Here is a 20,047-nt window from a genome sequence, read left to right on the forward strand (position 1 = left end):
GGAGCGGGGAGGAAGTTCATATGCCGATGTGATCGCCGCGGGGCCCCGTTCGCAATCCGGGGTTTCGGTCAACGGAACGCCTGCCGCCGCGTGCGCCGGAGGTGTTCCGGTGACCGGAACGCCTCCGGCCTCACGGGACGCGCGGCGGCCAGGAGCAGCTGGAGGGGGAGAGCGCGGCCGAGATGGCCTGGGCGGCGCCGCGCACGGAGATGCCGAGCCTGGCGAGCTGGGCCGCGTGCGCGGGCGCGGCCACGCCCAGCGCCATGCACACCGTGCCCGCGGGCCCGAACACGGGCGCGGCCACGCAGGCCACGCCCTCGGTGTACTCCTCCTGCGCGTACGCCACGCCGTGCCTGCGGACCTGGGCCAGCTCGCGTTCCAGCGCGGTCAGGGTGGTGACGGTGCGGCGCGTCCAGCGTTCGAAGGGGCCGCGCGCGATCAGCTCGTGGCGCAGCCGGGGATCGAAGGCCAGCAGCGCCTTGCCCACGGCCGTGCAGTGCAGCGGCGCCCGGTCGGTGCCGTCGGAGCGCGAGCCGACGCGGTTGTGACCGTAGAGGCGCTCGACGTAACGGGCCTCCAGGCCGGCCGGCACGGCGAGGTTCACCGTCTGCCGGGTGGCCTCGTACAGGTAGAGCAGGTACGGCAGCACCACCGCGCGGGTGCCCGGCACGAGGGCGCGGGCGGTGCCGGCCATCGTCTCCAGCAGCTCGCCGGGCACGTAGCCGTTGCCGACCCGTCGAGCCAGCTCGCGGGCGCACAGCACGCCGAGGATGCGGTGCGCGGTCGACTTGGGCAGCCCCGTGCGCCGGCACAGCTCCGACAGGCTCACCGGGCGGGCGGCCACGCTGAGCGCGAGGAGGATGTCGATCCCGCGTTCCAGGCTGCCCGGTTGCGCGGCCCGGCGGTCGTCCGTGACGTGCTGCCCGTGACCGGCCGTCTGTGTCGGCATGACTGTCCTTTCGCTTTCCGAGGAGCGAAAGGGGCTTCCCGGGGGCCGCGATTGTGCATCCTTGACCTACCCGGTTGACCACTCGTTGATACCCGGTCAACGTGGTCTGATGATCTTCGCGGATCCGTAAATGTCCACGTCACAGCGGTTTCAGGTCTTTGGTCGGGCCTGCGGGCGTACGCCCGCTTCCGGGGCGCTACCTCAGCGCGGCGGCCTCCGACGCGAGCTTCTCGATCCGGCCCCAGTCGCCCGCCGCGAGCGCGTCGGCCGGGGTCAGCCAGGTGCCGCCGACACAGCCCACGTTGGGCAGCGCGAGGTAGGCGGCCGCCGTGTCCGCCCGGATGCCGCCCGTCGGGCAGAAGCGCACGTCCGGCAGCGGCCCGCCCAGCGACTTGAGGTAGGGGACGCCGCCCGCGGCCTCGGCGGGGAAGAACTTGAGCTCCTTGATCCCGCGTTCGGCCAGCGCCATCGCCTCCGACACGGTGGCCGCGCCGGGCAGGTAGGGGACGCCGCTCGCGTCGAGCGCCTCGACCAGCGACAGGGTGGTGCCCGGCGAGACCAGGAACCTGGCCCCGGCTGACACCGATGCTGAAATATCGGCAGAAGTCCGGATCGTTCCGGCGCCCACGGTCGCCTCCGGCACCTCCGCGGCGATCCTGGCGAGCGCCTCGCGGGCGGCCGGCGTGCGCAGGGTCACCTCGATGACCGGCAGCCCTCCGGCGACCAGGGCCCTGGCCAGCGGCACGGCGCTCTCCGCGTCGTCGATCACCACGACGGGGATCACCGGGGCGAGATCGAGCAGGCTACTCATACGTTCTTCTCCTCGTCGGCCCCGCATGGGGACCTTCCGTACTGATATTTCCGGACTGATGCTTCCGGCCCGCGCTTCCAGCGAGGCCGTCCGAACCCTCGGGGGATACGGCCTCAACCCACCGGTTCCCTGCGCGCGCGCCGGCTCAGCCAGGCCGCGGCGCCCGTCAGCGCCGGCTGCGGCGCGACGATCAGCGCCGTCCCGATGGCGGAAAGGTAGTCCGCCATGTCGGGATTGGCGGTGAACCGCGTACGGAAGCCGCCGGCACGCACGCGCTCCACGATACGGGGCAGCACTCCGCCGCCCAGGTAGACCCCGCCCCTCGCGCCCAGGGTCAGCGCCACGTTCCCCGCGAAGCCGCCCAGCATCCCGCAGAACACCTCGACCGTCTCGGCGCACAACGAGTCGTCGAGCCCGGCCACGATGTCCGAGGCGGTCAGCTCGGGCGCGGCGACCCCGTTCACCTGGGCCAGCGCCCGGTGCAGCCGGACCAGGCCCGGCCCGGACAGCACGTGCTCGGCGACGACGTGCGCCAGCCCCTGCGACTGGAGGACCCGTACGATCTCGAACTCGCGCCGCTCCACCACCGGCACCGTGACGTGCCCGCCCTCGCCAGGGATCGGCGTCCAGCCGCCGTCCGAAGGCGCCAGACCGCCCACGCCCAGCCCGGTGCCCGGCCCCAGCACGGCCTTGACACCGTGGCAGAGGCCGGGGCCGCCCAGGTGCACCAGGTCATCGCCCTCCAGGTGCGGCAGCGACACCGCCAGCGCCTCGAAGTCGTTGAGCAGCCGCGCGTACGGGACGTCGAGGTCGCGCACGGACCCCGCCCACGGGGAGTTCGTGAGCCGGTAGCGGTCGCCGTCGACCGGCCCCGCCACGGCCAGGCAGACCGCCCCCGGCCGCGCCCCGGCCGCGTGCTCCGCGAGATAGGAGTCCACGGCTTCCGGCAGCGTGGCGTACGCCGACCCCGCCAGGACCGCGACGTTCGACGGCCGCGCCCCCATCGAGGTGACCAGGCCGAACCGGGCGTTGGTCCCCCCGATGTCGGCGACGAGCCAGGGAAGGTCAAAGGCACTCACGCATACCTCCGGCGTCCACGGGCGGCGTCAGGATCGCTCGCCTCACCCGGCGGGATGCCACGGCCTTCCGCGCCGGCCCTGACGGCCGCGCGCCCTTCACCGTCCCGCTTCCGCCGTCCCGTACGGTCGCGCGCCGTCGCCGGCGCGTCACCGGGCCAGTCCGGCGGGGCGGGCGGCCACGGGGGCGCCGGCCTCCAGGTGGGAGGAGCCCGCCTCGGCGGGGAACCCCAGCCCGGGGCCGTGGTGCGGCGACTCGGCGCCGCTCACCCCGAAGATGCCGGCCCCCTGCTCCGCGTGCCCCGCCATGCGGCGGAAGGCGGCGAACAGCTCGCGTCCCGTCCCCACCCACTGCGCGTCGCTCAGCGGCCGCCCCTCCGGCGTACGACCGGCCAGCTCCTCGGCGGGCACCAGCAGCTCCAGGACGCCCGCCGCCGAGTCGAGCCTGACGACGTCCCCGTCGCGCACCAGCGCGATCGGCCCGCCGTCGGCGGCCTCGGGCGACAGGTGGATGGCCGCGGGCACCTTGCCGGACGCGCCGGACATCCGCCCGTCGGTCACGATCGCCACCCGCTGCCCCCGGTCGAGCAGCACGCCCAGCGGCGAGGTCAGCTTGTGCAGCTCGGGCATGCCGTTCGCGCTGGGCCCCTGGTAGCGGATGACCGCCACGAAGTCCTGCCCGTCCAGCTCGCCCGCCTCGAACGCCTTCAGCAGATCGAGCTGGTCGTCGAAGACCTTGGCCGGCGCCTCGATCACCAGGTGCTCCGGCTTGACCGCCGACACCTTGCTGACGGCGCGGCCCAGGTTGCCCTCGACCATGTGGATCCCGCCGTCCGCGGCGAACGGCGCGGCGACGGGACGCAGCACGTCCAGGTCGGCGCTGCCGCCGGTCACCGGCGACCAGAGCAGCTCGCCGTCCACCAGGACAGGCGCCTCGCGGTAGCGGTCGAGGCCGCGTCCGGCGACGGTGAGCACGTCGGCGTGGAGCAGCCCTTCGTCCAGCAGATCGCCGATGAGCACCTGCATGCCGCCGGCGTCGCGGAAGTGGTTCACGTCCGCCTGGCCGTTCGGGTAGATCTTCGTGAGCGACGGCACCACCCGCGACAGACCGGCCAGGTCGTCCCAGGTCAGCACGATGCCCGCGGCGGCCGCCATGGCCACCAGGTGCAGCGTGTGGTTGGTCGAGCCGCCGGTCGCCAGCAGGGCGACGCAGGCGTTCACGATGGCCTTCTCGTCGACCACCTCGCCGATCGGCGTGTACTCCCCGCCGTGCGCGGTGATCCGCACCGCCCTGCGTCCCGCGGCCCCGGTCAGGGCGTGGCGCAGCTCGGTGTGCGGGTTGACGAACGTCGAGCCCGGCAGGTGCAGGCCCATGACCTCCATCAGCGCCTGGTTGGAGTTGGCGGTGCCGTAGAAGGTGCAGGTGCCGGGGGAGTGGTACGACTTGGCCTCGGCGTCGAGCAGCTCGTCCCTGCCCACCTTGCCCTCGGCGAACAGCTGCCGGGTGCGGGCCTTGACCTTGTTCGGCAGGCCGGAGGTCATCGGCCCGGCCGGCACGAAGAGCGCGGGCAGGTGCCCGAAGTGCAGCGCCCCGATGAACAGCCCCGGCACGATCTTGTCGCACACGCCCAGCAGCAGCGTCGCGTCGAACATGTCGTGCGACAGCGCGATCGCGGTGGCCATGGCGATCACGTCGCGGCTGTAGAGGGACAGCTCCATGCCGGGCCGCCCCTGCGTGATGCCGTCGCACATCGCGGGCACCCCGCCCGCCACCTGCGCAACGCCCCCGGCCCCGCGCACGGCCGCCTTCAGCTCCTGCGGGTACGTCTCGTACGGCTGGTGCGCGGAGAGCATGTCGTTGTAGCTGGTCACGATGGCCACGCCTGGCTTCGCCGTGCCGCGCAGGGCGGGCTTGTCCTCGCCCGGCGCGCCCGCGAAGCCGTGCGCCAGGTTCGCGCAGCCGAGGTGCGCCCGCGCGGGCCCCTTCGCCCGCGCGGCCTCGCCGTCACGGCGGATCCGCGCGAGGTACGCGGTCCGGCTGGCGGCGCTCCGCTCGGCGATCCGGTCGGTGATCTCCTGTATGACGGGGTTCATGCACGCTCCTTCGTCGGGCCGGTGAACCCGAGGTCGCTCCGTGTGATGACCGGCCCGACGACGGGCCTGCTGACCGGCCCGATGACCGGCCCGATGGCAGACCAGGTGGCCGGCCGGATGGCGGGCCCGCTGAACCCCGAGGACCGGTCCGGTGGTCGGCCCGCCGCGCTCGTTCACGCGTCCTCCTCGTGCCACGCACGACCGCTGCGGCCGAGCAGCTCGTGGGCTCCCGCGGGGCCGGTCGTCCCCGCGGGGTAGGGCTCGGGCACGTCGGCCTGCGACTCCCAGGCGTGCAGGATCGGGTCGATCCAGCGCCAGGCCGCCTCCACCTCGTCGCGCCGCATGAACAGCGTCGGGTTCCCGGCCAGCACGTCGGTCAGCAGCCGCTCGTACGCCTCCGGCACCCGCGTCGTGAACGTCTCGCCGAAGCTCAGCGACAGCGGCACCGGCTTCGGCGTCACCTCGCCCGCGCCCGGCTCCTTGGCCATGATGTGCAGCCGGATGCCCTCCTCCGGCTGCAGCCGCAGCACCAGGCGGTTCGGTGCGCCGCCGGGGTAGATGGAGTGCGGCACGTCCTTGAACTGCACCACGATCTCCGAACGCCGGTACGGCATCCGCTTGCCGGTGCGCAGGTAGAACGGCACCCCCGCCCACCTCCAGTTCTTCACCTCGGCCCGGATCGCGGTGAACGTCTCCACCCGCCGCGACGCCTCGGTCGGCGGCGTGGAGGCGGGCTCGTCGAGGTAGCCGGGCATGCCGTCCGCGCCGACGTACTGGCCGCGCACGGTGAAGCGGTCGACCTCGGTGCCCGTGATCGGCCGCAGCGCCTGCAGCACCTTGACCTTCTCGTCGCGTACGGCCTCGCGGTCGCTGCGGGCCGGCGGCTCCATCGCGGTCAGCGTGAGGAGCTGGAGCAGGTGGTTCTGCACCATGTCGCGCAGCGCGCCGGCGTGGTCGTAGTAGCCGCGCCTGCCGGGCGTCCCGACGGTCTCGGCCGCGGTGATCTGGACGTGGTCGATCCACAACGAGTTCCAGATCGGCTCAAGGAAGGCGTTGGCGAAGCGCAGGACCAGGAGGTTCTGGACGGTCTCCTTGCCCAGGTAGTGGTCGATGCGGAAGATCTGGTGCTCGTCGAAGATGGCGCCGACCTCGTCGTTGATGCGCTGCGCGCTCGGCAGGTCGTGGCCCAGGGGCTTCTCCAGGACCACGCGCGAGCGCGGCGTCACCAGCCCGGCCTGGTCGAGCTCGCGGCAGAACGGTCCGAACGTGCGGGGCGGGCTGGCCAGGTAGAACACGCGATCGCGCTGCTCGTGCCCGGCCAGCAGCGCGGTGAGCGCACCCCAGCCCGCTCCGTCGGCCCCGCCGGCGTCTCTTCCGGTGCCTGCGCCGACGTCGACCGAGACGTGGTGCAGGCGGCCCAGGAACCGCTGCCAGCCGGCCTGGTCGTCGGCCGGCACCTGGTCGCGCACCTCGGCGTCCACCTTGCCGCGGAAGTCGGCGTCGGTCAGCCCGCCCCTGGACATGGCGATGATGCGGGATTCATGGGAGAGCCGGCCGTCCCTGTCGCAGTGGTAGAGCGCCGGGATCAGCTTGCGCATGGACAGGTCGCCGGTCCCGCCGAAGACGACGAGGTCGGCGGTGTGCGCACTGGCGTGATCCGCGGGCTGATCTGTAGGGCGATCTGCGGGTGAGGTCGAGAGGGGGGACACGGTTGAGAGCTCCATGATCTACCAAGCAGGGACAGAACGGACAATAACCAGAGTTTGGTGCATACACAAGCGGAGTTTTGGCATCTTAGATAAAAAAGTCTCGACTTTTCATTACCTAACCCCATGTGGTTCACTTAGCCGATGCCTCGACGTACTGCCGCGAGCCTCGCCACAAGTGGTGAGGTGCTCCGCCTCATCCGCTCCGGAGAGGCCGTGACACGCGGAGATCTCGGCCGGGTGACCGGCCTGTCGCGTCCCGCGGTGCAGTTGCGCGTCGGCGAGCTGCTGGAACGCGGCCTGGTCGTGGAGCGCGCCGACGCCCCGTCCACCGGCGGGCGGCCGCCGGTCCGGCTGGAGTTCAACGCCTCGGGCGGGGTGGTGCTGGTGGCGGCGCTCGGCGCGAGCCGCACCAGCGTCGCCGTCTGCGACCTGGCCGGGCGCCAGCTCGACGGCCGCGAGTTCGCGATGGACGTGGAGCAGGGCCCCGACATGGTGTTGCCGCTGCTCATGGACACGTGGGACGAGCTGCTCGGCGGCCGTCCCCGCTCGATGGTCGCGGGCGTCGGCATGGGAGTGCCGGCGACGGTCGAGTTCGCGCAGGGCCGCACGGAGAGCGCCCGCGTGATGGCCTCGTGGACCGGCGTGGTGATCCCGCCGATCATCCGCGAGCGGTTCCCCGTCCCGGTGCTCGTCGACAACGACGTCAACGTGCTGGCCATCGGCGAGCACCGCGGCGCCTACCCCGAGCTCGACGACCTGATGTTCGTGAAGATCTCGACGCGGATCGGCGCGGGCGTCGTCGCCGGCGGCGGGATCCTGCGCGGCGCGCTGGGCGCCGCGGGCGAGATCGGGCACATCCCCGTGCTCGACGGTGGCGACGTGTTGTGCCGGTGCGGCAACACCGGCTGCGTCGACTCCGTCGCCAGCGGCACCGCGCTGCTGCGCGACCTCCGGGCGCGCGGCAAGGACGTCACGACGATCGCCGACGTGACGGCGCTGGTGCGGGCGGGCGACGCCGAGACGATGGCCACCGTGCGCGAGGCGGGGCGCAGGATCGGCGAGGTGCTCGCCGGGGCGGTCAACATCCTCAACCCGTCGGTGGTGGTGCTGGGCGGCGACGTCGCCGAGGCGTTCGGGCCGCTCGTGTCGAGCATCCGCGAGGTCGTCTACCGCCGCTCCACCGCCCTCGCCACCCGCAGGCTGCGCATCGAGCCGAGCCGGCTCGGGGCGGGCGCCGGCATCAGCGGGTGCGCGGTGATGGTGCTCGACCACGTGCTGTCGCCCGAGGCCGTCGACGAGGCGATGACGGTCTCCGCCCTGCGCCCGGAGCGCGCGGCCTCCGGCTAGAGGTCCCAGCGCGGCCGGGAGCTGTCCTCCACGCCCCCGTCCGCGCGGAAGATCAGGTGACGGTCGAGGTCGGCGGCGAACCACCGGTCGTGCGTGACCACCAGCACCGTGCCCGCGAACCCTGACAGCCCTCGCTGCAACGCCTCCGCGCCGGCCAGGTCGAGATTGTCGGTCGGCTCGTCGAGCAGCAGCAGCGTCGCCCCCGACAACTCGAGCAGCAGGATCTGCAGCCGGGCCTGCTGCCCGCCCGACAGCGTCTCGAACGGCTGGCCGCCCGCCGGTGCCAGCTCGTAGCGCGCCAGCGCCGCCATCGCCTCGTTGCGGGTCATGGCGTGCTCGCGCATCACGACGTCGGCCGCGGCCCGCCCGCGCAGGTCGGGCCGTTCGTGGGTCTGCGCGAAATGTCCCGGCGTGACCCTGGCGCCCAGCCGGGCGACGCCGGTGTGCGCGATCGGCTCGCCGGCCAGCAGCCGCAGGAAATGGGACTTGCCGGTGCCGTTCGCGCCGAGGACGCCGACGCGCTCGCCGTACCAGATGTCCGTGGAGAACGGCCGCAGCAGCCCGCTCAGCTCAAGGTGCTCGCACATGACCGCCCGCTTGCCGGTGCGGCCGCCGCGCAGCCGCATGCGCACGTTCTGCTCCTTCGGCGCGCGCTCGGGCGGACCGGCCCGCTCGAACCGCTCCAGCCTCGTCACCGCCGACCGGTACGCACCCGCGAGCGCGTCGTTGTTCGCCGAACGCTGACGCAACGTGTGCACCAGGCCGCGCAACCGGGCCCGCTCGTCCTCCCAGCGCCCGCGCCGCTCCTCGAGCCGCTCGGCGCGGCGCCTGCGGGCCTCGGCGTAACCGGCGAACCCGCCGCCGTGCACCCACGCCCCGCGCCCTTCCACCGTGATGATCCGGTCGGCCGTCTCCGCCAGCAGCCACCGGTCGTGCGAGACGAGCAGCAGAGTCTTGGACGACTGCCTGATCGCCCGCTCCAGCCACTGCTTGCCCCGCACGTCGAGGAAGTTGTCCGGCTCGTCGAGCAGCAGGATCTCGTCGGGCCCGCGCAGCAGCGCCGCCAGCATGAGCCGCTTCTGCTCCCCGCCGGACAGCGTGCCCACCCCTCTGTCCCGAACCCGTGAGTACGGCAGCCCCAGCGCCTCGGTCGTGCACACGTCCCACACGACCTCCAGGTCGTAACCGCCCGCGTCGGCGTAGTCGGCGACGGCCTGGGCGTAGGCGAACTGGCGTGGCTCGTCGTCGCGCAGCACGATCGCCGACTCGGTCGCGTCCAGCGCGGCGGCCGCCTCTCGAACGCTTCGCGGCGCCACGCTCAGCAGCAGGTCGTGCACGGTGCCCGAGCCGAGGAACTGCCGCATCACGCCGATGCCGCCGCTCCCGGAGATCCGGCCGCCGGCCGGGACGAGCTCGCCCGCGATCAGCCGCAGGAGCGTGGTCTTGCCCGCGCCGTTCGGCCCGACCAGCGCCGCCTTGGCGCCGTCGCCCACCTTGAACGACACGTCGTTCAGCAGCGGCCGCCCGTCAGGCAGCAGATAGGCCAGCCCGCTCACCTCGATGTGTCCCACCCGGACCTCCACTCGACCAACGTTCTACAACTAGACCATCGATCCGGTATCCCGTACAACGTATTATCTCCCGGGTGGACACCGTGTGGTCGCGCCCCCCGAAGGCGCCCAGGCAGACGCTGACACCCGGCAGGATCGTGGCCGAGGCGGTGGCGCTGCTCGACGAGGAAGGCGTCGGCCGGCTGACCATGCGCCGCCTGGCCGAGCGGCTCGACACCGGCTCGACCACCCTCTACTGGCACGTCAAGACCAAGGACGACGTTCTCGACCTGGCTCTCGACGCCGTCTTCCACGAGGTGCGGCTGCCCGGCCGCGAGGGCGGGTGGCGGGCGGCGGCGCACGAGCTGATGAGCGGCTGGCGGGGCGCGCTGCTACGCCATCCCTGGTCGGCCACCATCCTCGACCGGCCGCTCCTGGGCCCTAACGCGCTGGAGCGCACCGAGTTCCTGTACGAGACCCTGGCCGAGGCGGGCTTCCCCGCGCCCAAGATCGCCGCCTACAGCCTGGCCAACTACGTCATGGGCTCGGTCATCATGCAGGTCACCTGGCAGCGACGCGACGAGGGCGGCACGGGCGCCTTCCTGAAGGAGCGCGCCGACCTCTATCCGTCCCTCGCGGAGCACGGTCTCGACTTCCCCGGCGGGCCCGCGCACGATCCCTCCACCGAGTGGGACACCACGTTCGCCGAAGGTCTCGGCTACCTCCTCGACGGGATGGAGCAGGCCGAGCAGGCGCGGCGTCGCGGGCCCGGCTGAACCGGCTCGTCACGAGCAGGGCGGAACGCTTCATGCCGGAGGTGCGGGCGGAGGACTGCTCGCGATACGGGTGACATGTCGCCACGGCGCACGGCCGGCAGGGCGCGCCGTCACGGCGAGCAACCCGTCGGCCTTCACGACCGGCCAGGAGGGGCGGTCACGGGGGGCGGCGCGTGCGGTGCCGCCGGCCTGCCGTAAGGGGAAGGGCTCGGCGCGGGCGCGGACGGCGACCAGGATGCGGTGGAGCGCGAGCCGGCCCCAGGCCCGGCGGTGTCCGCCCTGCCGGCCCCGAGCCCGGCGGTGTTTGCGCTGCCGGGCCTGGGCCCGGTGGTGTCCGCGCTGCCGGCCCGGAGCCCGGCGGTGTCGGCGTTTCCGGCCCGTGGTGTGGCGGATCCGGCCACGGCGCGCCGCGACGGGGTGGATCGCGCCGCTTCGGCCCGGCCGGCGGCGGATCCCGCCGAGCCGGACCGCGGCGCGGTGGACCTCGCCCTGACGCGCTGCGCCGAGGCGGAGCGCGTGGCTGTCAGCTGGGAGGCGACGGACCGCGCGACGACGGGCTGGGCGGGCGGGGCGGCGGCGGGCGGGGCGGCGCGGGAGACAAGCCGGGACGTACGCGCGCCAGGGTGTGCGGTGCGGGCGTCGAGCCCGGTGCTGCGCACGTCAAGCCGGGAGGTGTGCGAGCCGGGCGGGGTGGCGCGCGAGCCAGGCCGGGAGGTGCGCGAGCCGGGTGGGGTGGTCCGCGTGTCGGACCGGGCGACGACGGGCTGGGCGGGCCGGGCGGCTTGCTGGGCGGGCCGGATGGCATGCCGGGTGGAGGCGGGCGGGGTGTGCCGGGTGGAGGCGGACCGGACCGGCTCGGCGGAGGCGAGCTGGGTGGAGGCGGCCGGCGTGCCGTCCGGTGACGGGGTGGCCGTGCGGGTGGCGGTGGGACGCTCCGTGACCGGGGGGAAGGGCGGGACGTCGCCGGGGACGCGGTCGGAGACGGCGGGCCAGTCGAGCGGGTCCAGGTCGCTGGGGTACGGCGTACGCACCACCAGGACGGCGGCCGCGATCAGCATGACCACGCCGAGCAGGACGCCGGTGACCATCAGCGCCCGCCCGCGCCACCCGCCCTCGTCGTCGGGCGCGGCGGGCCCAGGTGCACGGCGCGGTCCAGTCATCCCTCACATGCTAGAGATGTGGCGCGCCGATCGGGCAATGTGCTGGTAAATCACTAAAAATCCAGGGATGTCCGGTAGCGAGCTCAGCACGTGCACAGCAGCCCGCGCAGCGCCGTCTCCAGGCACAGGCCGGAACGCGCCGGGCGCGGCCACGGGAAACGCACGAGCGATTCGTCCACCCGTACGGTCGCCCCGAACCGGTCCAGCTCCCACAACCACACCTCGCCCGCCTGCTCGCCCAGCTGCCTGGACACGCCGGCCGTGAGCTGCGGCCGGTGCGAGGCGTTGACATGGGCGAGCACCCGCTCGGCCGTCTCGGCGAGCGGGTCGGGCGCCGCGCCCAGGTAGTCGTCGGCGTCGAGCATCCCCGACTCCTGCCCGGTCAGGTAGACGACCTGGCCGACGTCCAGCCGCAGCAGCCGGGGCGCGTCCGGCCGCCCGAACCCCTCCAGCGCCTTGAACAGGCTCTCGTCCGGGCAGTGCGTGGCCACCGCGACCGCCGACGAGCGCGCCTCACCCTCGGGGACGGCCTCCGCCCAGCCCTGCACCTCGATCAGCCCGCGCGGGTGGGTGGCGGAGCCCAGTTGCCGCATCGCCGTCAGGTTCACCGCCACGACGGCGTCCTCGCGCAGGCCGTGCAGCGTCTCCCCGGGCAGCACCAGGAGCACCGGACGCCCGCGCTCGTCGACTCCTCCGCGCGCGGGTGACGGGGCGCCGTCGACGGACAGCTTGGCGACGCCGGCGGTCGCGGCGAGGGTGCGGACCCGCTCGGGGATCGGCAGCATGACGCCTCCTTGAGGGCGGAAATCGTGTGTTAGGTTAGGCAAGCCTAAGTAAGGAATACCTAATCACATCGAGGTGAACGTGCGCTACACCGGTCCGAAGGTGCGACTGTCACGTCGCGCGGGCGTCCCGCTGACCAGGAAAGCCGTCCGCTACTTCGAGCAGCGCCCCTACCCGCCGGGCGAGCACGGCCGCAAGACCAACCGCCGCAACACCGGCGACTACGGCCTGCGGCTGATGGAGAAGCAGAAGCTGCGCTGGTACTACGACGTGTCCGAGCGGCAGTTGCGCCGCTACTGGGACCTCGCTCTGCGCAAGCCGGGCGCGTCCGGCGCCGAGCTGGTCACGCTGCTGGAGACCCGCCTGGCCTCGCTCGTGCTGCGCGCCGGGCTGGCTCCGTCCATCTACGCGGCCAGGCAGTACGTCAACCACGGTCACATCGCCGTGGACGGCCGCAAGGTGGACATCCCCAGCTACCTGGTCAGACCGGGACAGGTGGTCACCGTCAGGGAGCGCTCGCGCAGGATGCAGCCGTTCGTGGCCGCCGCCGAGGGCGTTCACGCCGACGATCGCATCGCCCCCTACCTCGCGGTCGACCACGCCGACCTCCGCTTCACGCTGACGCACCAGCCGGAGCGCGAGCAGATCGACATCCCCGTGGACGAGCAGCTCGTCGTGGAGTTCTACTCCCGCTAGCTCAGTCCAGGGCCCGCTGCGCGCGCAGCTCGGCCAGCTCCTTGCGCAGCTCGGCGAGCTCGTCGAGGATGCGCTGGCTGTGATCGCCGGTGTTCTCCCTGGCGGCGCGCTCCTCGGAGTTCTCCTCGTCCATCGCGCTGACCACGACGGCGAGGAACAGGTTCAGCACGACGAACGTGCACACCAGGATGAAGATCGTGAAGAAGATCCAGGCTGACGGATGACGATCCATCACCTCTTTGGCGATGTTGCCCCAGTCGTCACCCGTCATCGTCTGGTAGAGGGTGAACAACGACGTGGGCAGGCTGCCGAACCTGGTGGGGGCGGCCTGCCCGTACAGTTTGGTGGCCATGACGGCGGCCACGTAGAGCACCAGGGAGAGCAGCACCACGATCGAGCTCATCCCCGGCAGCGCGCGCAGCAGCGCCGAGACCACGCGGCGCAGGCTCGGCACGACCGACAACAACCGCAACGCGCGCAGGATGCGCAGGGAGCGCAGCACCGACAGGCCGCCGGTCGCCGGGACGAGGGCGATGCCGACGATCACCGCGTCGAAGATGTTCCACGGGTCGCGGACGAACGCCGAACGCTCGACGTAGACCTTGGCCAGCAGTTCGACGACGAAGATGTAGAGCGCGACATGGTCGACGAGAATGAGGAGGTCGCCGTGGCGCTCGACCACCTGAGGGAAGGTCTCGAGTCCCAGAACGGCCGCGTTGGTCAGGATGACCGCGATGATGAACCGCTGGAGGTGCCGGTGGGCGAGGAAGTCGCGCATGCGTTCACGCACGGGGGTAGGCTCCTAAGGCAATGATCGTTTGCCCCACCATGATGGCGCAAGATGATCAAGCAGGAGACTGTGGCGTGACCCACACGACCAGGCAGGGGAGTTGCCGGACGACATGTCCTATCCGCATCACGGCTCTTCCTTCTACGGTCCGCCCCCTCTGAGCCACCCCAACGGCACCGTCATCCTCGTGCTGGGCATCCTGGGCCTGGTGGTCTGCAGCCTCCTCGGGCCCTTCGCCTGGGTGATGGGCAACAGAGCGCTGCGCGAGATCGACGAGAGCGGCCATTACTACGAGAACCGCGGATCGATCCAGGCGGGGCGCATCTGCGGCATCATCAGCAGCGTCCTGATGATGCTCACGTTCGGCTTCATCTTCTTCGTGCTGGGGATGGCGTTCCTGACCAGCGGCCTCTAGCGCCGCCGGCCGTAGTCGCCGAGGCCCGGCTCCAGCAGGTCGAACGCCGTCTCCGCCTGCGCTCTGAGGTCGGGCTCGATGCTCTCCCACCCCTGCCCGGCGAGCCTCCTGCTCACCGAATAGTCGGTGAGCAGCCGCGTCGTGGTGAGAATGTGCGCCGCGACGAGCCTGGGTCGCAGGTCGCCGGGGCCGGCGTCGAGCTCCTCGGCGAGCGCCCGGGTCAGCGCCTGCTCCCGCTGCTCGTGCATCTCGCGTAGCCGGGCGACCAGCGCCGGGCTGGCGTTCACGATCCTGGCGAACACGTCGGCGCCCAGGTTGAACCCGTAGCGCCAGTGCCGGGTGCCGATGGCGTCGAGCACGTCGCGCCGGAAGGCGCGCACCACGCTCTCTCCGGGCTCGCGCTCCCGGATCACCCGCACGGGGTGGTCCACGGCCAGGTCCTGCCGGTCGGCGAACAGGTCCTCCTTGGTGCTGAAGTAGTTGAACACCGTGTTGACCGACACGTCGGCGGCCCGCGCCACCTCGGCCACGGTCACGTTGTCGAACCCCTTGGCGATGAACAGGCCCATCGCGATGTCGGCGATGCGCTCCCTGGTCTCGCGTTTCTTCCGCTCCCGCAGCCCCTCACCCATGTCACCATCGTACCGAAATTGCAGTCACTCTAATTTTGTGGTTACCTCAATTTTGGAGGCGATGAAAATGATCACGACTGTAGGTCTGAGCAAGACCTTCGACGGCGGCGTGGAGGCCGTCAGAGACCTCGGCATAGCGGTGGAGCGCGGTGAGATCGTGGGTTTCCTCGGTCCGAACGGCGCGGGCAAGACCACGACCATGCGCATGCTGACCACCCTGCTGCGCCCCACGTCCGGCGCCGCCACGGTGGCCGGGCACGACCTGCGGGCCGATGCGAAGGAGGTGCGCAGGCACATCGGCTACGTCTCCCAGGGCGGCGGCATCCTGCCGACCGTGCCGCTCAAGGGAGAGCTCGAGCTCCAGGGCATGCTCTACGGGCTGAGCCGCCGGGAGTCCGCGGCCAAGGCCGGCGAGGTCCTGGCCAGGCTGGACCTCGCCGGCCTGGAGACCAGGCTCGGCGGCGCGCTCTCCGGCGGCCAGCGCCGCCGCTTCGACATCGCGTTCGCGCTGCTGCACGACCCGGCGCTGCTCTTCCTCGACGAGCCGACGACCGGCCTCGACCCGCAGAGCCGGGCCAACCTGTGGGGCCACATCCGCGCGCTGCGCGAGGAGAAGGGCATGACGGTGTTCCTCACGACCCACTACCTCGACGAGGCCGACGCTCTCTGCGACCGGCTGCTGATCATCGACCACGGCCGGATCGTGGCCGAAGGCGCCCCGGCCGAGCTCAAGACCGGCGGACGCACGCTCGACGACGTGTTCCTCGACATCACCGGCAGGTCGCCGCGCGAAGAGAGCGCGCTGCCGGGGAAGGGCGTCTGATGCTCCGCGACACCTGGGTGCTGTTCCGCCACGGCGTGGGCGCCACGCTGCGGCAGAAGGTCGGCGTCGTCTTCGGCGCGGTCCAGCCGCTGCTCTTCCTCGTGCTGTTCGGGCCCATCTTCGCCACGTTCGGCACCTGGGAGACGCTCGTGCCGGGCCTGATCATCCAGCTCGGCCTGATGAGCATGGGGCTGGCCGGGTTCGGCATCGTCTTCGAGAAACGCTCCGGCGTGCTGGAACGGATGCGCGTCACCCCGGCCAGCCGGCTGTCGCTGCTGCTCGGTCGTGTGCTCACCAACGCGGTCACGCTGATCCTGCAGACGCTGCTGCTCCTGGCGGTCGGCTTCGCCTTCGGCCTGCGCGCACCCGCGCTCGGGCTGGTGGCCGGGTTCGTGCTGGTCGTCGTGCTCGGGCTGAGCCTCGCCGCGCTGTCGTACGCCGTCGCCCTGACGATGAACGAGCAGCTGTTCGCGCCGGTGATGTCCACGGCGGTGATCCCGCTCGTCCTGCTGTCCGGCTCGTTCCTGCCGATGTCGATGGCGCCGGGCTGGCTCGACGCCCTCTCGCACGTCAGCCCGTTCCGGTATGTGCTGGAGGCGCTGCGCGACCTGTTCCACGGCCACTACCTGACGGGCACGGTCGGCGCCGGCGTGGCGGTGACCGCGGTGTTCGCCGTGGTCAGCCTCACCATCGGGACGCGCGTGTTCAACCGGGAGAACGCGTAAGGAGCGCGGCGTGGCCGGACCGCGTTCCGGCCACGCCCGCGAGGGGTCAGGCCGCGCTTCTGGCGCGGCGCTGAAGGGCCGCGATGACACCCGCCGGGTCCACGATGCCGTAGCCGTAGCCGTAGTCGAACCCCACCTCGCTGCGGTCCTCCGCGGTGCGCCGCAGCAGCGCGCGCAGCTGGGCGGGCGACAGCCTGTCCGCCGGCCACATGGTGCGCACCGCCGCCACGAGCCCCGCCGCCACCGGCGCCGCCGCCGACGTGCCCGAGTCGGGCGAGCCGGGGCCCAGCGCCTGGGACCCGGAGAAATGCGTGTACGCGCAGAGGTCCGGCTTGCGGGCGGTCAGCCGTCCCGGCCCCTGCGAGGAGTAGCCCACCCGCTCGCCGTTGACGTCGATGCCGCCGATCGACAGGGCCTTCGGATGGGAGTTGGCGCCCACGATCGGCCGGGAGGGGAAGGCGCACCGGCCGTCGGGGCACTCGCGGCCGCAGTTGCCCGCCGCGAACAACACGTCCGCGCCCGCCCGGTCCAGGCCGGCCACCATCAGGTTGAACGGGTGGGCGGCGTTGTCGGAGTAGTTGCCGGGATGCCCGACGGGAAAGTCCCACTCGGGCGAGAACGATCCCCACGAGTTGCTCACCACCAGCGCCCTGGACCCCGCGGGCTGGGCGTCGAGCACGTTGCGCAGGTGCGCGAAGGCCGACACCGCGTCCGACAGCAGCCCGTCCATCGCCGAGCCGCCAGGCCGGGTGGACAGCAGCACCGGGATGTCGATGAGCGACGCGTGAGGGGCCGCGATGAGGGCGTCGAAGGCGCACATCGTGCCGTGGTCCACCTCGAACTCCCCCGGCGCGCCCGACACTCCCGGCGGGCTCCAGGAACGCTCGGCGTCCAGCGTGACGGCCCTGCCGAGCTGCCTGGCCGTGTGGGCGGCGTTGATGCCGTTGTCGAGCACGGCCAGCGCGACCCCGGCGCCGTCGAGGCCCTCGGCGTGCAGCCCGGGGACGTGCAGCAGGCGTTCGACGTCGTGCCAGTCGCCGGCCGGCGGATCGCCCCCGCACACCGGCGCCGACCCGATGACCGGATCGGCGAAGATGCCGACCACGTCGGTCCTGATGCCGGGAAGCAGCGTGACCCTGGAGGCCAGCTCGTCGTCGGAGATCGTCCCCCGGACCAGGACCGACGCGTCCTCGGCGGCCAGCGAGAAGTCGAGCGGCTGGTTGAGCGAGAGAGGGTCGCCGCCGGTCGAGGGGACGGGCCTCGGCACGGCCACGGGCACGAACGCCGAGTCGAGCTCGACTCCGGGCAGCCCGTCGGCGACGTCGGCCGTGCTGGCGGCCTGGCCGGGGTCGGCGACGGCCGCGACCAGGTCGGGAGAGGGACGGAGCTGGATCAGGACCCGCATGTGTCACCACCAACGTGTGTGGGGGAGCGAACGTCCCAACATTCCTGCATCCGCCCGCCCGCGTCCAGCGGATCGCACCGGTTTTGACCTGCGGAAATGCACTAATCGCCGCGAAGTGGACGACTTTTGTCCGCGGCTCGCCGGACTTCCGTGCCGGCGATCTTTTCACTACGGTGAGGCAGCATGACGCTGGAGGCCAGGAAGCCGGTCGACGACGGGGAGAAGACTCACTGGCTGGCGGTGCGGCCGAGGCTCATCCTCGCCAGCGCCTTCATGCTCTTCCTCGAGCTGGCACTGATCAGGTGGACCGGATCCAACATCGTCCACCTCAGCTACTTCACGAACTTCGTGCTGCTCGGCTCGTTCCTCGGCATCGGGCTCGGCTTCCTGCGCGTCGGCCGGTCGCGGCGGCAGCCCTACTACTCGCCCGTCGTGCTCGCCCTCCTGGTCGTGGTCGTGCTGACCTTCCCGGTGACCGTCGACAGGAACACCGAGGGCGTCCTCTACTGGACGAGCCTGTCCACCAGCGGCCCGCCCGCGTGGCTGATCCTGCCGGTGATCTTCTGCGCCGCGGCGCTGGTGCTCATGGGCCCCGCCGAGCTCGTCGGACGCTGCTTCCCCGAACTGCCGCGCCTGGAGGCGTACCGCTACGACCTGATCGGCAGCCTCACCGGCATCGCCGCGTTCACCGCGCTGTCCTTCCTGAGCGCGCCGCCGGTGTTCTGGGGGCTGATCGCCGCGGCCTGCTACGCGCTGCTGCTGGTGCCCCGGCCACGCGCCCTCTACGCGGGGCTGGTGGCCGTGCCCTCGCTGGCCGTCGTCGGGCTGCTGCTGGCCGAGACGCTGACCGCCGGGGCCATCTGGTCGCCCTACTACAAGGTCACGTTCAGGCAGCTCCAGCAGCTGGGCGTCGCCGTCACCGACATCGCGGTCAACGGCATCCCGCACCAGCAGGCCGTGCCCGCCGCCGCCCGGTTGCAGTGGGAGCGCCAGTACGGCCTGCCGTACGAACGGACCACGAAACCGCCCAAGGACGTGCTCATCGTCGGCGCCGGCAGCGGCACCGACGTGGCGATCGCGCTGTCCAAGGGCGCCGCCCGCGTCGACGCCGTCGAGATCGACCCCAAACTGCGCGAGCTCGGCGGCTCCGTCCACCCCGACCGGCCCTACGACGACCCGCGCGTCACCACCCACATCACCGACGGCCGTGCCTTCCTGGAACGCACCGGCGAGAAGTACGACCTCATCCTGTTCGCCCTGCCCGACTCGCTCACCCTCGTCTCCGGAGCCAGCTCGCTGCGCCTGGAGAGCTACCTGTTCACCGAAGAGGCCATGCAGGCCGCCCGCGAGCACCTGAAGCCGGGCGGCGCCTTCTCGATGTACAACTACTACCGCGAGAGCTGGCTCGTCGACCGCCTCGCGGCCACCATGCAGAGCGCCTTCGGCCACAAGCCGTGCGTCGACGTCGTCAGCACCGCCGGCCAGCAGGCCGTCATCACCGCCGGCCTGAGCGAGGCCGACCAGCGCTGCGGCACCGCCTGGGCCGGTGCCGCCCCCGGCACCCCGGCCCCCGCCGACGACGACCGCCCGTTCCTCTACCTCAAGGACGCGACGATCCCGCCGATCTACATCATCACGCTCGGCCTGATCCTCATCGTCAGCCTCCTCGCCGTCCGCGTCGTCGCGGGCCCCTATGACCGGATGCGGCCGTACGCCGACCTGTTCCTGCTGGGCGTGGCGTTCATGCTGCTGGAGACGAAGAGCGTGACCGGTTTCGCGCTGCTGTTCGGCACGACGTGGGTGGTCAACGCCATCGTCTTCGCCGGCGTGCTCGTCGCGGTCCTCGCCGCCGTCGAGGTGACCCGCCGCTTCCGCACCCCGCCGCTGCCCGTCATGTACGGCGTGCTGCTCGCCGGACTGCTGCTGGCCTGGCTGGTGCCGAACGCGTGGCTGCTGTCCCTGCCGCTGCCGCTGCGCGCGGTGGCCGCGGTGACCGTGGCCTTCCTGCCGATCTTCGCCGCGAACATCGTCTTCGCCAAGCGGTTCGCCGACACCGCCGACGCCACCACGTCCTTCGGCGCCAACCTGCTGGGCGCCATGGTGGGCGGCTGCCTGGAGTACGCCGCGCTGATCATCGGGTACAAGGGCCTGCTGATCGTGGCGGCCCTGCTCTACATCGGGGCGCTGGTGCTGCTGCCGAGGAAGAAGGCCGCGCTGGTGTGACCAGAGGGGCGCGCGGTTCACGCCATAGACGTTCGGCATGGTCCGTGCTCCCGCCGACGCCCTTGCGGTTGACTGGCGTGGAG

The 20,047-nt window shown here is 72.2% G+C and carries 18 protein-coding genes; 7 read left to right on the plus strand and 11 right to left on the minus strand.

Features of this window, described 5'->3' with window-relative positions:
• Positions 1–130 precede the first annotated feature (130 nt).
• From ABGB14_RS30655 to zwf, 5 genes are all read right to left on the minus strand, one after another.
• The gene (locus ABGB14_RS30655; RefSeq protein WP_347647306.1) at positions 131–949 is read right to left on the minus strand and encodes an IclR family transcriptional regulator; all 819 of its coding nucleotides are present in this window, start codon (positions 947–949) and stop codon (positions 131–133) included.
• A gap of 196 nt (positions 950–1,145) precedes the next feature.
• The gene (gene eda, locus ABGB14_RS30660; protein ID WP_347647307.1) at positions 1,146–1,760 is read right to left on the minus strand and encodes a bifunctional 4-hydroxy-2-oxoglutarate aldolase/2-dehydro-3-deoxy-phosphogluconate aldolase; all 615 of its coding nucleotides are present in this window, start codon (positions 1,758–1,760) and stop codon (positions 1,146–1,148) included.
• Between the two features lie 113 nt (positions 1,761–1,873).
• Positions 1,874–2,839 carry a glucokinase gene (locus ABGB14_RS30665; RefSeq protein WP_347647308.1) on the minus strand — a complete coding sequence of 322 codons (966 nt, stop codon included), beginning with the start codon at positions 2,837–2,839 and terminating at the stop codon, positions 1,874–1,876.
• 147 nt (positions 2,840–2,986) lie between these two features.
• Complete coding sequence (edd, locus tag ABGB14_RS30670) at positions 2,987–4,930, minus strand: phosphogluconate dehydratase (protein ID WP_347647309.1); 1,944 nt, start codon at positions 4,928–4,930, stop codon at positions 2,987–2,989.
• 173 nt (positions 4,931–5,103) lie between these two features.
• Positions 5,104–6,639 (minus strand): glucose-6-phosphate dehydrogenase, encoded by a 1,536-nt coding sequence (gene zwf, locus ABGB14_RS30675; protein WP_347647310.1) that lies wholly within the window; start codon positions 6,637–6,639, stop codon positions 5,104–5,106.
• Between the two features lie 141 nt (positions 6,640–6,780).
• On the opposite strand from zwf, the gene ABGB14_RS30680 reads away from it, so the two are divergent.
• Positions 6,781–7,986 (plus strand): ROK family transcriptional regulator, encoded by a 1,206-nt coding sequence (locus ABGB14_RS30680; RefSeq protein ID WP_347647311.1) that lies wholly within the window; start codon positions 6,781–6,783, stop codon positions 7,984–7,986.
• Here the strand turns inward: ABGB14_RS30680 and ABGB14_RS30685 are convergent.
• Positions 7,983–9,557: an ATP-binding cassette domain-containing protein gene (locus ABGB14_RS30685; RefSeq protein WP_347647312.1), complete on the minus strand. Its 1,575-nt coding sequence runs from the start codon at positions 9,555–9,557 to the stop codon at positions 7,983–7,985. The genes ABGB14_RS30680 and ABGB14_RS30685 overlap by 4 nt on opposite strands.
• Positions 9,558–9,631: 74 nt before the next feature.
• Here ABGB14_RS30685 and ABGB14_RS30690 point away from each other — a divergent pair, with 74 nt between their 5' ends.
• Positions 9,632–10,312: a TetR/AcrR family transcriptional regulator gene (locus ABGB14_RS30690; RefSeq protein WP_347647313.1), complete on the plus strand. Its 681-nt coding sequence runs from the start codon at positions 9,632–9,634 to the stop codon at positions 10,310–10,312.
• Between the two features lie 134 nt (positions 10,313–10,446).
• On the opposite strand, the gene ABGB14_RS30695 is transcribed toward ABGB14_RS30690, so the two are convergent.
• Together ABGB14_RS30695 and ABGB14_RS30700 are read right to left on the minus strand one after the other, a co-directional pair.
• The gene (locus ABGB14_RS30695; protein WP_347647314.1) at positions 10,447–11,472 is read right to left on the minus strand and encodes a hypothetical protein; all 1,026 of its coding nucleotides are present in this window, start codon (positions 11,470–11,472) and stop codon (positions 10,447–10,449) included.
• An 83-nt stretch (positions 11,473–11,555) separates the two neighbouring features.
• Positions 11,556–12,257, minus strand: a complete 702-nt coding sequence (locus ABGB14_RS30700) for a DUF2470 domain-containing protein (RefSeq protein ID WP_347647315.1) — start codon at positions 12,255–12,257, stop codon at positions 11,556–11,558.
• Positions 12,258–12,336: 79 nt separating this feature from the next.
• Here ABGB14_RS30700 and rpsD point away from each other — a divergent pair, with 79 nt between their 5' ends.
• Positions 12,337–12,951: a 30S ribosomal protein S4 gene (rpsD, locus tag ABGB14_RS30705; protein WP_347647500.1), complete on the plus strand. Its 615-nt coding sequence runs from the start codon at positions 12,337–12,339 to the stop codon at positions 12,949–12,951.
• 1 nt (position 12,952) lies between these two features.
• Here rpsD and ABGB14_RS30710 read toward each other — a convergent pair whose 3' ends face one another.
• The gene (locus ABGB14_RS30710; RefSeq protein WP_347647317.1) at positions 12,953–13,741 is read right to left on the minus strand and encodes an ion transporter; all 789 of its coding nucleotides are present in this window, start codon (positions 13,739–13,741) and stop codon (positions 12,953–12,955) included.
• 112 nt (positions 13,742–13,853) lie between these two features.
• Here ABGB14_RS30710 and ABGB14_RS30715 point away from each other — a divergent pair, with 112 nt between their 5' ends.
• Positions 13,854–14,156 carry a DUF4190 domain-containing protein gene (locus ABGB14_RS30715; RefSeq protein ID WP_347647318.1) on the plus strand — a complete coding sequence of 101 codons (303 nt, stop codon included), beginning with the start codon at positions 13,854–13,856 and terminating at the stop codon, positions 14,154–14,156.
• On the opposite strand, the gene ABGB14_RS30720 is transcribed toward ABGB14_RS30715, so the two are convergent.
• Positions 14,153–14,788 carry a TetR/AcrR family transcriptional regulator gene (locus ABGB14_RS30720; RefSeq protein ID WP_347647319.1) on the minus strand — a complete coding sequence of 212 codons (636 nt, stop codon included), beginning with the start codon at positions 14,786–14,788 and terminating at the stop codon, positions 14,153–14,155. The genes ABGB14_RS30715 and ABGB14_RS30720 overlap by 4 nt on opposite strands.
• A gap of 67 nt (positions 14,789–14,855) precedes the next feature.
• On the opposite strand from ABGB14_RS30720, the gene ABGB14_RS30725 reads away from it, so the two are divergent.
• A complete protein-coding gene (locus ABGB14_RS30725; protein WP_347647320.1) occupies positions 14,856–15,611 on the plus strand; it encodes an ATP-binding cassette domain-containing protein in 756 nt (251 codons plus the stop codon).
• Positions 15,611–16,336, plus strand: coding sequence for an ABC transporter permease (locus ABGB14_RS30730; protein ID WP_347647321.1), 726 nt, complete (start codon positions 15,611–15,613; stop codon positions 16,334–16,336). The genes ABGB14_RS30725 and ABGB14_RS30730 overlap by 1 nt, the downstream gene beginning before the upstream one ends.
• A 46-nt stretch (positions 16,337–16,382) precedes the next feature.
• On the opposite strand, the gene ABGB14_RS30735 is transcribed toward ABGB14_RS30730, so the two are convergent.
• The gene (locus ABGB14_RS30735; RefSeq protein ID WP_347647322.1) at positions 16,383–17,741 is read right to left on the minus strand and encodes a S8 family serine peptidase; all 1,359 of its coding nucleotides are present in this window, start codon (positions 17,739–17,741) and stop codon (positions 16,383–16,385) included.
• A 183-nt stretch (positions 17,742–17,924) separates the two neighbouring features.
• Here ABGB14_RS30735 and ABGB14_RS30740 point away from each other — a divergent pair, with 183 nt between their 5' ends.
• Positions 17,925–19,964 (plus strand): spermidine synthase, encoded by a 2,040-nt coding sequence (locus ABGB14_RS30740; protein ID WP_347647323.1) that lies wholly within the window; start codon positions 17,925–17,927, stop codon positions 19,962–19,964.
• Positions 19,965–20,047 lie beyond the last annotated feature (83 nt).

The sequence above is a fragment of the Nonomuraea sp. B10E15 genome, assembly GCF_039871615.1.
In the GTDB taxonomy this organism is placed as follows: Bacteria; Actinomycetota; Actinomycetes; order Streptosporangiales; family Streptosporangiaceae; genus Nonomuraea.

Bases quoted from the DNA above. Each gene is read 5' to 3' on its own strand.
- ABGB14_RS30700 (WP_347647315.1), bottom strand. From the start codon at position 12,257: ATGCTGCCGATCCCCGAGCGGGTCCGCACCCTCGCCGCGACCGCCGGC.
- ABGB14_RS30680 (WP_347647311.1), top strand. From the start codon at position 6,781: ATGCCTCGACGTACTGCCGCGAGCCTCGCCACAAGTGGTGAGGTGCTC.
- ABGB14_RS30655 (WP_347647306.1), bottom strand. From the start codon at position 949: ATGCCGACACAGACGGCCGGTCACGGGCAGCACGTCACGGACGACCGC.
- ABGB14_RS30730 (WP_347647321.1), top strand. From the start codon at position 15,611: ATGCTCCGCGACACCTGGGTGCTGTTCCGCCACGGCGTGGGCGCCACG.
- ABGB14_RS30720 (WP_347647319.1), bottom strand. From the start codon at position 14,788: ATGGGTGAGGGGCTGCGGGAGCGGAAGAAACGCGAGACCAGGGAGCGC.
- ABGB14_RS30695 (WP_347647314.1), bottom strand. From the start codon at position 11,472: ATGACTGGACCGCGCCGTGCACCTGGGCCCGCCGCGCCCGACGACGAG.
- edd (WP_347647309.1), bottom strand. From the start codon at position 4,930: ATGAACCCCGTCATACAGGAGATCACCGACCGGATCGCCGAGCGGAGC.
- eda (WP_347647307.1), bottom strand. From the start codon at position 1,760: ATGAGTAGCCTGCTCGATCTCGCCCCGGTGATCCCCGTCGTGGTGATC.
- ABGB14_RS30715 (WP_347647318.1), top strand. From the start codon at position 13,854: ATGTCCTATCCGCATCACGGCTCTTCCTTCTACGGTCCGCCCCCTCTG.
- ABGB14_RS30735 (WP_347647322.1), bottom strand. From the start codon at position 17,741: ATGCGGGTCCTGATCCAGCTCCGTCCCTCTCCCGACCTGGTCGCGGCC.
- ABGB14_RS30725 (WP_347647320.1), top strand. From the start codon at position 14,856: ATGATCACGACTGTAGGTCTGAGCAAGACCTTCGACGGCGGCGTGGAG.
- ABGB14_RS30740 (WP_347647323.1), top strand. From the start codon at position 17,925: ATGACGCTGGAGGCCAGGAAGCCGGTCGACGACGGGGAGAAGACTCAC.